At 54.5% G+C, this 13296-nt stretch carries 12 protein-coding genes; 11 read left to right on the top strand and 1 reads right to left on the bottom strand.

Features of this window, described 5'->3' with window-relative positions:
• Positions 1-143: 143 nt before the first annotated feature.
• The 4 genes from COHPA_RS25450 (at position 144) to COHPA_RS25445 (ending at position 2504) form a co-directional block, all read left to right on the top strand.
• Positions 144-371 (top strand): hypothetical protein, encoded by a 228-nt coding sequence (locus COHPA_RS25450; RefSeq protein WP_156926602.1) that lies wholly within the window; start codon positions 144-146, stop codon positions 369-371.
• A gap of 20 nt (positions 372-391) precedes the next feature.
• On the top strand, positions 392-736 hold the full coding sequence (locus tag COHPA_RS0105380; RefSeq protein ID WP_027085178.1) for a hypothetical protein: 345 nt from the start codon (positions 392-394) through the stop codon (positions 734-736).
• A gap of 186 nt (positions 737-922) precedes the next feature.
• Positions 923-2167, top strand: coding sequence for a pre-toxin TG domain-containing protein (locus COHPA_RS0105375; RefSeq protein ID WP_027085177.1), 1245 nt, complete (start codon positions 923-925; stop codon positions 2165-2167).
• Between the two features lie 4 nt (positions 2168-2171).
• Positions 2172-2504 carry a hypothetical protein gene (locus COHPA_RS25445; RefSeq protein WP_027085176.1) on the top strand — a complete coding sequence of 111 codons (333 nt, stop codon included), beginning with the start codon at positions 2172-2174 and terminating at the stop codon, positions 2502-2504.
• Positions 2505-2508: 4 nt separating this feature from the next.
• Here the strand turns inward: COHPA_RS25445 and COHPA_RS0105365 are convergent, their stop codons facing one another.
• On the bottom strand, positions 2509-3363 hold the full coding sequence (locus tag COHPA_RS0105365) for an AraC family transcriptional regulator (protein ID WP_027085175.1): 855 nt from the start codon (positions 3361-3363) through the stop codon (positions 2509-2511).
• Positions 3364-3529: 166 nt separating this feature from the next.
• Between COHPA_RS0105365 and uxaC the strand changes: the two genes are divergently transcribed.
• From uxaC to COHPA_RS0105320, 7 genes are all read left to right on the top strand, one after another.
• Positions 3530-4942 (top strand): glucuronate isomerase, encoded by a 1413-nt coding sequence (uxaC, locus tag COHPA_RS0105360; protein ID WP_027085174.1) that lies wholly within the window; start codon positions 3530-3532, stop codon positions 4940-4942.
• Positions 4943-4958: 16 nt separating this feature from the next.
• The gene (locus COHPA_RS0105355) at positions 4959-6467 is read left to right on the top strand and encodes a tagaturonate reductase (RefSeq protein WP_027085173.1); all 1509 of its coding nucleotides are present in this window, start codon (positions 4959-4961) and stop codon (positions 6465-6467) included.
• On the top strand, positions 6464-7960 hold the full coding sequence (locus tag COHPA_RS0105350; protein ID WP_027085172.1) for a UxaA family hydrolase: 1497 nt from the start codon (positions 6464-6466) through the stop codon (positions 7958-7960). Before COHPA_RS0105355 ends, COHPA_RS0105350 begins: the two co-directional genes overlap by 4 nt.
• A gap of 20 nt (positions 7961-7980) precedes the next feature.
• A complete protein-coding gene (locus tag COHPA_RS0105345; RefSeq protein WP_027085171.1) occupies positions 7981-9273 on the top strand; it encodes a Gfo/Idh/MocA family protein in 1293 nt (430 codons plus the stop codon).
• Between the two features lie 840 nt (positions 9274-10113).
• Positions 10114-11472, top strand: a complete 1359-nt coding sequence (locus tag COHPA_RS0105330; RefSeq protein ID WP_169733248.1) for an ABC transporter substrate-binding protein — start codon at positions 10114-10116, stop codon at positions 11470-11472.
• Positions 11473-11549: 77 nt separating this feature from the next.
• Positions 11550-12440, top strand: coding sequence for a carbohydrate ABC transporter permease (locus COHPA_RS0105325; RefSeq protein WP_027085167.1), 891 nt, complete (start codon positions 11550-11552; stop codon positions 12438-12440).
• Positions 12441-12443: 3 nt separating this feature from the next.
• Positions 12444-13289, top strand: a complete 846-nt coding sequence (locus COHPA_RS0105320; RefSeq protein ID WP_027085166.1) for a carbohydrate ABC transporter permease — start codon at positions 12444-12446, stop codon at positions 13287-13289.
• The last annotated feature ends 7 nt before the right edge of the window (positions 13290-13296 follow it).

The following is a 13296-nucleotide window of genomic DNA, read 5'->3' as shown; positions in this document are numbered from 1 at the left end:
TATGGTCAGTTACCACCATAGTTGACTTGTTTTTGTTTAGCTTCGTTTTCTACGGTTTTCTTCAATATCCATCGCAACTGTACAATACCCTGTCTCGAGTCGTTGATGTAAACAAGAAAGTGCATAGAGCAGATGGAACACCATTGACAGATTATGATATTGAACTTGATAATGCGATAATTCAAGTTAAACAAGGCGGCGGAAAAGGTGCGACGCGGCAAGCAATAAATACTGCCTCAAGTACGAATAAAGAAGTTATTGTATATTTACCCGATCAGAGTCCGAATTCCGCTGTTGTAAAAGGGCTTCAAAAAGAAGGATTCCAAGTGTTTACAAATGAAGAGGGCTTAATTAATCATGTCGGTAGATAACAAAGAAGGGAGAATGCTACGTGCAATGGATAATTCTAATTGGCAATGAAGGTTTTAATCTTAACCTAATTCGTAATCTACAACATTACGGTGAGAATAAATCCACTTGTCTTACTGAAAATAGAATTGTTGTAGATTACGGTCAGGATCATGTTTTTTATGAAAGTGCGGAAGATATCATGAATGATTATGAGGAAGATGATATAAAACGAATTCCTTTTCCAAACCCTCATTTTATAATGATGACGTTTACGAATGAAAATTTGATGAAACAAATATTGTCTCAAGAAAATTTCCCGCGTGGCATCTATATTGATGATGACAATGGAAATATAATGCCAATTGAAGATTTTATTGTGTCTTAATTCTTATTTCGACTTGACCTTGATTGGCTCTTTGCCTTTCAAGGTTTTTTTTGGTAGGGGCTACCCAGTGCCGAATGAAATCAACATTCAACCAAATAGCACCTAGAGCAGCTTAGAAGCAAACATTCGCGATTATCGTCTACGTTATCTAATGCGGCCAATCAACTATCATCCGTGGCATACGGCGTGGACCCGGCGATCAAGGCGCGCAGGCAGCTTCAATATCGAATCGCGTACGCAACGCAAAGAATGCGAGAGCTCGAAGATCGCATGTACCGGTTAAGCGACTTCATGCGGAGCGCCATAGAGCAATACGACTGCGCGGAAGGGCAAATCAAGAACAGAATCGGCGAAATAACCGGACGACAACGAAGATCTTGGTTGGAGAATCTGTTCGACGGCGTTGGCGATAGCTATAACGCGTTAACCGATTGGTTGGCGAGCGAGGACGGGAAGCGGTTCACGGAGCAAGCGAAGGCGAACGCTGCGGCACAAGCCAATTCTAGCCATGTACCGGAGGAGCCGATCGACTACACGCAATTTGTGGGCAGCCATTATTGGGAAAATACCAAGGATGGGTCGTTCTTCTATTACGAGGATTACGATAGCAGTCTCAAATCCGCAGATATAGCCAAAGCGTCGGCTTTGCTTACTGAGTATGAATCCGCATTGGGGGTCAATTACCACGAACCCGCCATCTTCGATCCGCACATCGATGATTTAACGGACTTTTTTATCTATACGATACATAAAGGCTACGATCCGCGAACATTCGAACCGATTGACGCGCAAAAATTGAGCAACATAGAGAACTATATTAACGGACGCAAGATGGCCTATGAAATCCATCGTCAGAATGCACGGGCGTGGGAATCTTTAGTTCTCGATATGACGCCATTCGTCGGCCAGGTAAAAGCATTGGCAGACCTGGCGATAGGCGAAGATACCGTGAAAGGCAAAAGGTTCGACGGTTGGGATTATGGCTTAGGCGCTGCGGGGACCGTTTTCTCGGCGGTTAAGAGCGGGGATAAGCTATATCGTCTGTTTAAAGGCGGAAATAAGTTAGACGATTTGGCAGAGAATTTTGATAAAGTGAAAATAGTGGATAGTGGTGCGGGGAATGCTCTAGTCAAAGACACTGGTAATTTAGCGGATAACACTGATAACTTAAGGTCATGGGCGGAAAGCATAGGTTGGGTAAGGCAAGATACTGCTGGTGGCGTTGAGCAATGGGGAGTAAAGAACGTCGATGGATCGTTTAGTTGGAGGCTGAAACTAAAGCCGGAAGCAAGTACACGTGAAGGTTTAGGAGCGGGAAGCAATCAGCCTCGTTTTGATGCTAGACTTGATGATAAGGGGACGTACGTAAATCCCTTTACTGGGCAAACGGGTGGACGGGAAGTTGGTACTCATATTCCATTGGGGAAGTGACAAGATGAATAAATCAACGTTAATAGAAATCTTACGTGACCCTTTATCCAGTGAGGCTGATAAGGATGATGCCGCAATTGAGCTTGGAAACCATTTCGAAGATGAGGAAACAATTGATACCTTAATCAAAGTTTCAAACATTGGGGATATCGACGAAATGATTGCTGCTAGCTGTGGTGAGTCGCTGGGTCATATTTGGCTAAGAAAAGCGCAAATCGATTATGAAAAACTTGCCTGTCTAAAAGGCATTGCATTAACTGAAGCCCTTTCGCTTATTAAACGGCAACGGCTTGATTGGTATGAAAAATTTATAGAGCAAACTTCGGGCAAAAAATGATATTTTAACCGTTCCACTTGCGGTAGCGCATCGGGTTCGTGCCGGTAATTTTCTTGAAGGTCCGGTTGAAGTGAGCGAATTGCTCGAAGCCGACTTGCTCGGAGATGTCGGTCACGCGGGCGTCCGTCCGGGCAAGCAACGCCTGAGCTTCGCGCACGCGCGTCAAATTCTGATAGCCGACGAGGGTGAAGCCGGTTACCGATTTGAACGTGCGGCTTAGATAAGAGGGACTCATGCCGAACCTATCGGACAATTGCCCAAGCGGAAGCCGGTCCGTGTAATGGGCGTTAATATATTGGACGACCTCGGCGATTTTCCGGTGCGTCGGGCTGAGCGGATCCTCGGTAACGGGTACGTCCGCATGCTTCAAGCGAAGGGCGAATACCAATAGTTGAGTGACGAGAAGGCGGATCGATAACTCGAATCCGTCTTCTTGCTGTTTCACTTCCTCGGTCATACGGCGAAACAGTTGTTCGACGATCATTTGCTCCTGCGGCTTTAAGCGGTACTGATGGTTATCCCGATGGAAAATGCCCAGCAATTGCGGCCGAAACAGCGGATGATCGGTGCCGAGAAAATCGTCGCTGAAGTTCATGACGATGCGCTCGTGCTGCGGAGAACCGAGCACGGACGTCTTGTGGACGTCGTATTTGTTAATGAAGACGAGGTCGCCGGGAGCGATGGCGTAGGCCCGGTCTTTAATGAAGTAGTGCCGGCGACCGGACAATTGGTAGTACACTTCGTACGTGCCGTGGTAGTGATTGTTCCGCTCGAACGGAGAGGAGCGCTGCACGTGATCGAGATAGAACTCGTCCTCTTCGTTGCCGTAACGCACGATACTCGTTTCTTTTGGCTGCATGGACACACCTCGGAGCAAAAAAGATCATTTTTCATCTCATTATAGCAAAAAAGAGCAATTAATCGCACATATATTGTCCTATGATAGAACGTAGAAGGGCGAATGAGGGTGAGTTCGTTCGAGCTATACGAAGATTCAATGTATTCAAGGGGGAATTGCTGCGATTATGAAGCCATTCATGGACGACAACTTCTTGCTGACTAACGAGACTGCGATTCGGCTCTATCATGACTATGCCGAGCAAATGCCGATCATCGACTACCATTGCCACCTCGAACCGCGGGAGATCGCCGAGAACAAACGGTTCTCCAACCTGACCGAAGCGTGGTTGTACGGTGATCACTACAAATGGCGGGCGATGCGGACGAACGGCATCGAGGAGAAATTCGTGACCGGCGGCGAAGGCGCAACCGATTACGATCGGTTCCTGGCCTACGCGCGCACGGTTCCGGCGACGATCGGCAATCCGCTCTATCACTGGTCGCACCTGGAGTTGCGCCGAATGTTCGGCGTAGAGGAGATCATTAGCGAAGTGAATGCCCCCGTCATCTGGGAGAAGACGAAAGCCGTGTTCGACAGAGGGCTGTCCGTCCGCGACCTGATCCGCGACAACCGCGTCACGGTCATCTGCACGACGGACGATCCGGCCGACACGCTCGAATATCATGCGGCGATTCGCGATGATCGAAGCATCGATACGAAGGTGCTTCCATCGTTCCGTCCGGATAAAGCGCTTAACATTCGCGCCGCGACGTTCTTGCCATGGATCAAGCGCTTGGAAGGCGTCATCGGCTCCGCGATCGGCGATTACGACGCGCTGCTCGCGGCGCTCGAAAGCCGGGTAGCGTTCTTCCACGAGACGGGCTGCCGTGTGTCGGACCACGCGCTCGACGAAGTTCCGTTCGCGAAGTGCACGCGGGACGAGGCCGCGGCGATATTCGCCAAAGCGCTCAGAGGCGAGACTCTCGGCAGGGAAGACGAGCATCGCTATAAGACGTTCACGCTGCTGCAACTCGGTAGATGGTACGCCGAACGGGATTGGGCGATGCAGTTGCACATGCATGCCCGCCGCAATAACAACGGACGCATGTTCGCGAAGCTCGGTCCGGATACCGGCTACGATTCGATCGGCGACGGACAGCTGGCGGACGCGCTCGTCGGATTACTGAACGGCTTGGATGCGGAAGGCAAGCTGCCGCGCACGATTCTGTATTCGCTTAATGCTAACGACAACGATTTGCTGGCATCGATCATCGGCTCGTTCCAAGGAGACGGCATTCCCGGCAAAATCCAGCTCGGATCCGCCTGGTGGTTCAACGATACGAGGGACGGCATGATCGCCCAAATGTCGTCGCTCGCCAATCTGGGACTCTTGAGCCGATTCGTCGGCATGCTCACCGATTCGCGCAGCTTCCTCTCTTTTACGAGACACGAGTACTTCCGCAGAATTCTATGCAATATGCTCGGAGAATGGGTGGAGCGCGGCGAAGCGCCGAACGACATGGCGTGGCTTGGCGGCATCGTGCAGGATATTAGCTATCGGAACGCGGAGCGATACTTCCGGTTCGGAGCAATCTAAAGGAGCTGAACGAAACATGGCGGGACAGGAGACGGCGGCATGGGCGGGCAGACCGTTGATCGGTCCGGATACGCTGCCGCGGGAAGCGCGCGAGTCGTTCGAGCGCGATCGGGAGCTGCCGGTGAAAGTGCTGCAGATCGGAGAAGGCAACTTCCTGCGCGGGTTCGCGGACTGGATGCTGCAAGCGTGCAACCGGCAAGGCATGTTCAACGGAACGGTCGCGGTGACGCAGCCGCGCCCGTCGGGCAAGCCGCATATGGATCAACTGAAGGCCCAGCAAGGCGCGTACACGCTGCTCGTTCGCGGCATTCGCGACGGCAAGCGGATCGAGGAACAAGAGACGATTACCGTATTGACGACAATGATCGATCCGTACGAGGATTGGGAGGCGTTCCTGGCGCTTGCGGACGTTCCCGAGCTTGAGATCGTCATCTCGAACACGACGGAAGCGGGGCTTGCGTATCAGCATTCGGAATGGCGGAAAGACGAGCCGGTGCTCTCCTATCCCGGCAAGCTAACCGTCCTGCTGTATCGCCGCTTCCGCACGTTCGGCGGCGATCCGTCGAAAGGGCTCGTGCATTTGCCTTGCGAACTGCTGGAACGCAACGGAGAGCGGCTACGGGAGATCGTGCTGAGGCATGCGGACGATTGGGGATTGCCCGACGCGTTCAAGGCGTGGGTGAAGGACGCCAACTCGTTCCTGAATACGCTCGTCGATCGGATCGTGACGGGGTATCCTGCGGATGAAGCGGAAGAGCATTTCGCAAGCTGGGGGTATGCGGATCCGCTGCTTACGACCGCGGAACCGTACCACTTCTGGGCGATTCAAGGAAGTCCGGAGCTGGAGCGGAAGCTCCCGCTCGCCAAAGCCGGTTTGAACGTGAGCTGGGTGGACGATCTGGCCCCGTACCAATTGCGGAAAGTGAGAATATTGAACGGTACGCATACGATGATGGCTACGGTCGGTCTCGTGAACGGCGTTCGCGAAGTCCGCGAAGCGCTCGAGCATCCGCTGTGGGGGCCGAAATTCATGCAGGGGCTGTTCGACGAGATCGTGCCCGGGCTTCCGATGGATCGCGCCGAGTTGACGGCTTACGCGAACGCGACGCTGGAACGGTTCCGTAACCCGTATATCAAGCACAAGCTATCCGATATCGCGATGAACAGCCTGTCGAAGTGGAAGGTCAGACTGTTGCCTTCGCTTAAAGCCCATTACGAGCGGACGGGCAACGCCCCGGCGGTACTGACCGAGTCGCTCGCGTCGCTGCTTCGCCTATACCGTCCTGCGGACGTCTCCGGACCGCCGCAATCGCGATTGCCGGACGGTACGCTCTTCGCGCTCCGCGACGATCCGGCGCTGCTCGAGTCGATCCGCCGAGTTTGGGCGACGGCCGACAACTCGGAGACGGCCATTAAGGAGATATTATCGCTCGAGGCGATATGGGAAGACAATCTGACGGCATATCCGGGATTAGCGGATGAAGTCATTCGGCGTATGGCACAAGGAGAGGAGGCAACGCGATGAGCGATACGGTAATGCTTCATTCGGACGACGACGTCGCGGTCGCGCTTCGCGACCTGAAAGCCGGAGAGAGCTTGCGGGTGAGCGCGCCATCGGGCGATGTCGCCGTTACGGTCGCGGACGAGGTTCCCCGCGGCCATAAGCTGGCGCTGCGGCCGATTCCGGCCGGTCAGCACGTGCGCAAATTCGGTTATTCGATCGGCGTGGCGCAGTCGGATATTCCCGCCGGAAGCTGGGTGCATACGCACAATGTGCGCACGGGACTCGGCGGGCTGCTGGAATACAGGTACGAACCGAAGACGCCCGTGGTCGCGCAGCCGCAAGGACATACGTTCCTCGGTTACGAGCGGGACAACGGCGACGTCGGCATCCGCAACGAAATCTGGATTCTGAATACGGTCGGCTGCATCAATAAAACATGCGAGCTGCTCGCCAAGATGGGTTCGAACCGGTTCGCCGGGAGAGGCATTGACGGCGTTTACCATTTCGCCCATCCTTTCGGCTGCTCGCAGCTCGGCGACGATCTTAGCTTTACGAAGCAGTTGCTCGCTTCGCTCGCCGAGCACGGTAACGCGGCCGCGGTCCTCATCGTCGGATTGGGCTGCGAGAACAACCAGATCGCGGGCATGGAGGAACTGCTGGGCGACGGCGGTGGCCGCATACGCTACCTAAGATCGCAGGACGAGGAAGACGAGCTCGAAGCGGGCATGCAGTTGCTCGAGGAACTCGTGGAATACGCCGAGCGCTTCGAGCGCAAGCCGATTCCGCTGTCCAAGCTGAAGCTCGGGCTGAAGTGCGGCGGCTCCGACGGGTTCTCCGGCATTACGGCTAATCCGCTCGTCGGGCGGTTGGCCGACATCGTGACGGCCGAAGGCGGCACGGCGCTGCTTACGGAAGTACCCGAGATGTTCGGCGCGGAGACGATTCTGATGAATCGCGCCAAGGACGAGGAAGTGTTCGGCAAAGTCGTGCATCTGATCAACGACTTCAAGCAATATTTCATCCGCCACGATCAAGAAATTTACGAGAACCCGTCACCGGGCAATAAAGCCGGCGGCATTACGACGCTGGAGGAAAAGTCGCTCGGCTGCACGCAGAAAGGCGGACACGCCAGCGTGACCGACGTGTTGCCGTACGGCGTCCGGGCAAGCAAGCCGGGACTTAATCTGATCCAAGGGCCGGGCAACGACCTCGTCTCGGTGACGGCGCTCGCCGCTGCCGGCGCGCACATCGTGCTGTTCACGACGGGACGCGGCACGCCGTTCGGCGGCCCGGTACCGACGGTTAAGCTGTCGACGAACAGCGAACTGGCCGCCAAGAAGAAGCATTGGATCGATTTCGACGCCGGCCGCTTGCTTAGCGGCACGAGCATGAATGAACTCTCGCAGGATTTGCTAACCTATGTGCTGGGTCTGGCATCGGGCTCCGAGCGGACCAACGGCGAGAAGAACGGCTTCAGGGAAATCGCGATATTCAAAGACGGCGTTATTCTATGACTCGGAAGGAGATTTACAGCATGGCCACAAAGAAATACGTACTCGTAGGATCGGGCAGCCGGGCGGAATTTTTCTACGGCGCCATCGCCTCGGAATACCGGGAAACGTCGGAGCTCGTCGCCTTTTGCGATACGAACCAGACGAGAATGAACTTCGCGAACAAGCTGCTTAAGGATAAATACGACTATGCGCCCGTTGCGACTTACAAGACGCACGAATTCGATCGCATGATCGAGGAGCATAAGCCGGACGCCGTCATCGTGACGAGCGTGGACCGCACTCACCATACGTACATTATTCGCGCCATGGAGCTGGGCTGCGACGTGATCACCGAGAAGCCGATGACGGTAGACGAGCGCAAATGCCAGGAAATTCTCGACGCGGTCGAGCGTACGGGACGCAACGTCAGGGTAACGTTCAACTATCGCTATGCGCCTCACCACACGAAAGCCAGAGAGTTAATCCGCGACGGCGCGATCGGCCAAGTGACTTCCGTCCACTTCGAATGGTTGCTTAATACGATGCACGGAGCGGACTATTTCCGCAGATGGCATCGCGACAAGCGGAACAGCGGAGGCTTGCTCGTCCATAAGTCGACGCACCATTTCGACCTCGTCAACTTCTGGATCGGCTCGCAGCCGGAGGAAGTATTCGCTTACGGCGACCTGCTGTTCTACGGCAAAGAGAATGCCGAGCAGCGCGGAGTGACCGAGTTCTACGAGCGTTCTACCGGCAACGAGTACGCGAAAAAAGATCCGTTCGCGCTTCACTTGGACGAGAACGATTATTTGAAGCAAATGTACTTGGACGCCGAATCGGAAGACGGTTACCGCCGCGACCAAAGCGTGTTCGGGGACGGCATCAGCATCGAGGACACGATGGGCGTTATGGTCCGCTACAAGAACAAAGCGATCCTCACGTATTCGCTTAACGCCTATATGCCGTGGGAAGGTTATCGTATCGCGTTCAACGGCACGAAAGGCCGTCTGGAGATGACGATCGTCGAGCAATCCTACGTGAACGGCAGCGGCAGCAAGGCGCTCGAAGGCGCGCTCAAAGACAGACGCATCATTTTGTTCCCGCAATGGGAACCGCCGGTGGAAATCGAGATCGAAGAGGGAGAAGGCGGACATGGCGGCGGCGACCCGGTGCTGCTCAACGACCTATTCGGCACGCCTAGCCACGACGAGTTCAATCGCGCGGCGAACCACGTCGACGGCGCGCGTTCGATCTTGACGGGCATCGCGGCCAATCGCTCGATCCGCACGGGCCAAGCGGTCAAAGTCGCCGAACTCGTGAAGTTCCACGACTAAGTTTTATGGAAATAATGGGATAGTCCGCTAGTCATGGGATCATGGCTTGGACTGTCCCATTTTCGTTAGTTGCAGCAGAGCCGAATTAGCGTTGCCGCGCAACGTTACTGCGGCGCACCTCCGGGAAAGAGTCGAATTAGCGTTACCGCGCAACGTTACTGCGGCGCATCTCCGGGAGAGAGTCGATTTAGCGTTACCATACAACGTTACTGCGGCGCACCTCCGGGAAAGAGTCGAATTAGCGTTACCGCGCAACGTTACTGCGGCGCATCTCCGGGAAAGAGCCGAATTAGCGTTGCCACACAACGTTACTGCGGCGCATCTCCGGGAAAGAGCCGAATTAGCGTTGCCGCGCAACGTTACTGCGGCGCACCTCCGGGAGAGAGTCGAATTAGCGTTACCATACAACGTTACTGCGTCGCATCTCCGGGAGAGAGTCGAATTAGCGTTGTCATACAACGTTACTGCGGCGCACCTCCGTGAGAGAGTCGAATTAGCGTTGCCGCGCAACGTTACTGCGGCGCATCTCCGTGAGAGAGTCGAATTAGCGTTGCCGCGCAACGTTACTGCGGCGCATCTCCGGGAGAGAGTCGAATTAGCGTTGTCATACAACGTTATTGCGTCGCACCTCCGGGAGAGAGCCGAATTAGCGTTGCCGCGCAACGTTACTGCGGCGCATCTCCGGGGTAGAGCCTAATTAGCGTTGTCATACACCGCTGCAGCACATGCCCTGCAAAAACTACTGATATTTCTTAAGCAATCGCTTACTTTTGTTTATGTCTATCGTTGTCCTTCTCTTTTACAATGAAACTGCAGTTAACTTCAAGGAGGGTTAGATTCATGATAAAGACAAAAAGTGCAGCAGTTTCTATGCTTACCTTGGCAATCCTGTTATCGGCCTGCGGCAACAATAATAACAACTCGAACGCAGGCGCTTCCAGCCCTGCAGCCCCGGCGTCCAGCCAAGCGGCTGCTTCCCCGTCCGCAGCAAGCGGAGAGAAAGTCGAGCTTCGCATGGCATGGTGGGGCTCCGACGAGCGTCACGAAAAAACGCAAAAAGCGATCGAGCTGTTCGAATCGAAAAATCCAGGCGTGACGATCACGCCGGAGTATTCCGGTTTCGACGGCTATATGGACAAGCTGAACACGCAAATCGCCGCCGGCAATGCGCCGGACCTGATCCAAATGGGCGGCAACATCAAAGAATACGTGGACAAAAACGCGCTGCTCGATCTGACGCCTTACGTCGGAAGCACGATCAAACTCGATGACTTCAACCAAGGTCTCGTTCAATCCGCGACGTTCGACGGCAAGCTGTACGGCGTCACGCTCGGCGTTAACTCGACGAGCTTGATGTATAACAAAGCCTTGTTCGACAAAGCGGGAGTTCCTGTTCCGGGTAAAGACTGGACATACGACGATCTGAAGAACGTAGCGATCCAAATGAGCGAGAAGCTGGGCAAAGGCAATTACGCTCTCTACGACCTGTCCAGCGATTCCGGCGCGTTCGCGTCGTACCTCGGCGCATACGGCAAGAAGCTGTACGACACGGACGGCGAGCGTCACTTCGAGAAGGAAGACGCGGTAAACTGGTTCAAATACTGGGCTGACCTTCGTGCCGCAGGCGCCGTCGTACCGGCGGACGTGCAAGTGGCGAACCCGCCGACGGCGGCCGACACGACGCTCGTCGTCAAAGGTCAAGTCGCGATCCAAGCCGGATCGGCTTCCCAGCTCGCAGGTTGGCAACAGCTTACGCAAGATACGCTCGGCCTGTTGATGTTCCCGAGCGGCCCTGCGGGCAGCGGCATGGTTCCTCCGCTTTCGGGACAATACATTACCGCGTACGCGGATACGAAGCATCCTGAAGTCGTCGCGAAATTCATCGATTTCATGGTTAACGATCCGGAAGCCGGCGTGATTCTCGGCAACTCGCGCGGCGTGCCTCCGGCAGGCAAAATCCGCGACGCGCTTGCGGCGCAAGCTACGCCGGTCGACCAAGCGATGTACGATTACATCTCCCTTGTCGCCGACACTGCGCCGCCGGTTAACTACGTGCAATTCCCGGTCGATAACGAGCTGCTCGCGCTGATGAAGCTGACGACCGAGAAGATCGGTTTCAACGCCAAGTCCGTCGATGCGGCGGTAGACGAATTCATGACCGAAGTCGATAAGCTGATCGCGAAGTCGAAAGCGCAATAAGCCGGACCGATTAGAGAAACAGGATAGGGGAGCCGGGCAACGGCTCCCTTTGTCCTCCAGATTGGAGAGCAAACAAGATGCAGAAATATAAAACATACTTAGCCGGCTACCTGTTCCTCTTGCCCTGGCTGATCGGCTTCCTATGTCTCACGTTAAGCCCGATCGGCGCTTCGTTCTACTTGTCCTTCACGAATTACGACCTGCTGACCACGCCGAAATGGGTCGGTCTCGATAATTTCAGATCGATGTTCACGGACGATTACCGGATGATCGACTCGATCAAGGTCACTCTGCAATACGTGTTTCTGTCCGTGCCATTCCGCCTCGCGTTCGCGCTCGGTCTAGCCGTTCTGCTTAACCAAGGCATGAAATTCCTCGGCTTTTACCGTACGATCTATTACATTCCGTCCTTGCTCGGGGGCAGCGTCGCGATCTCCGTGCTATGGAAGCAAGTATTCGACCAGAACGGCATCTTCAACGATGGGCTCGCTCTCCTCGGAATCCAGGGACATAACTGGATCGCCGACCCGAGATTCGCGATTTATTCCCTGATCGGGCTGTCCGTCTGGCAGTTCGGATCCGTCATGATCATCTTCCTCGCAGGCTTGAAGCAAGTTCCCGGCGAGCTGTACGAAGCCGCGACCGTCGACGGCGCGGGCGCCGTTCGCAGATTCTGGCGCATTACGATGCCGCTGCTTACGCCCGTTATTTTCTTCAATTTGACGATTACGTTGATTCAATCGTTCCAAACGTTCACCAAAGCGTTCATTATCAGCAAAGGCACGGGCGGTCCGATCAACTCGACGTTACTTTATTCGCTCTATCTGTACATTAAAGGCTTTACGTTCATGGAAATGGGTTATGCGTCGGCAATGGCTTGGCTGCTTCTCGTCATTATCGCGATTTTCACCGGCCTATTGTTCTTCTCTTCCCGCTACTGGGTTTACTATTCGGACGGGAGGGACTAATCGATGACGCTATCGATGAATAAACAGATCAAATCGGTTATATTCCACGTGATCGTACTCGGCTGCGGCTTGCTGATGCTCTATCCGGTGTTCTGGCTGATCAGCGCCTCGGTGAAGCCGACGACGGAAATTTTCACGAGCAAAAGCTTGTGGCCTTCGGCATTCACGTTCGAGCATTATTCGAGCGGATGGACCGGCATGCGCAACATTCAGTTCGGCGATTTCTTCCTGAACTCCATCTTGCTGTGTATCATCGCGGTAATCGGCACCGTGTTGAGCTCGTCCATGGCGGCGTTCGCGTTCGCCCGCATCGAGTTCCCGCTCAGAAAGCTGTTTTTCGCGCTTATGCTCGGTACCTTCATGCTGCCGGGTCACGTGACGCTCATTCCGCAGTACATTATTTTTCATAAGCTCGGTTGGGTCGATACGTTCCTTCCCTTGACGGTTCCGAAGTTTCTTGGCGACGCGTTCTTCGTCTTCCTGATCGTGCAGTTCATCCGCGGCATTCCGCGGGATCTCGACGAGAGCGCCAAGATCGACGGCTGCGGCTGGACGACGTTGTTCTTCCGGATCATTCTTCCGCTTAGCTCTCCGGCGCTGATCACGGCTGCGATCTTCACGTTCATGGGCACGTGGGACGATTTCTTCGGCCAGTTGATCTACTTGAGCGATATTAAGAAGTTCACGGTTCCGCTAGGCTTGCGCCTGTTCCTCGATTCCAGCGGAAGCTCGAACTGGGGCGCGGTGTTCGCCATGTCGGTACTATCGATCGTGCCAAGCTTGACGATTTTCTTCCTAGGACAAAAATACTTTACCCAAGGGATCGCTACGACCGGCATTAAAGGATAAAATGGTT

This window comes from Cohnella panacarvi Gsoil 349, from assembly GCF_000515335.1.
Lineage (GTDB): Bacteria > Bacillota > Bacilli > Paenibacillales > Paenibacillaceae > Cohnella > Cohnella panacarvi.
Note: the sequence above shows the minus strand (reverse complement) of the source record. Positions and strands in the feature narration are given on the sequence as shown.

Bases quoted from the DNA above. Each gene is read 5' to 3' on its own strand.
- COHPA_RS25445 (WP_027085176.1), top strand. From the start codon at position 2,172: ATGAATAAATCAACGTTAATAGAAATCTTACGTGACCCTTTATCCAGT.
- COHPA_RS0105365 (WP_027085175.1), bottom strand. From the start codon at position 3,363: ATGCAGCCAAAAGAAACGAGTATCGTGCGTTACGGCAACGAAGAGGAC.
- uxaC (WP_027085174.1), top strand. From the start codon at position 3,530: ATGAAGCCATTCATGGACGACAACTTCTTGCTGACTAACGAGACTGCG.
- COHPA_RS0105355 (WP_027085173.1), top strand. From the start codon at position 4,959: ATGGCGGGACAGGAGACGGCGGCATGGGCGGGCAGACCGTTGATCGGT.
- COHPA_RS0105350 (WP_027085172.1), top strand. From the start codon at position 6,464: ATGAGCGATACGGTAATGCTTCATTCGGACGACGACGTCGCGGTCGCG.
- COHPA_RS0105345 (WP_027085171.1), top strand. From the start codon at position 7,981: ATGGCCACAAAGAAATACGTACTCGTAGGATCGGGCAGCCGGGCGGAA.
- COHPA_RS0105330 (WP_169733248.1), top strand. From the start codon at position 10,114: ATGATAAAGACAAAAAGTGCAGCAGTTTCTATGCTTACCTTGGCAATC.
- COHPA_RS0105325 (WP_027085167.1), top strand. From the start codon at position 11,550: ATGCAGAAATATAAAACATACTTAGCCGGCTACCTGTTCCTCTTGCCC.
- COHPA_RS0105320 (WP_027085166.1), top strand. From the start codon at position 12,444: ATGACGCTATCGATGAATAAACAGATCAAATCGGTTATATTCCACGTG.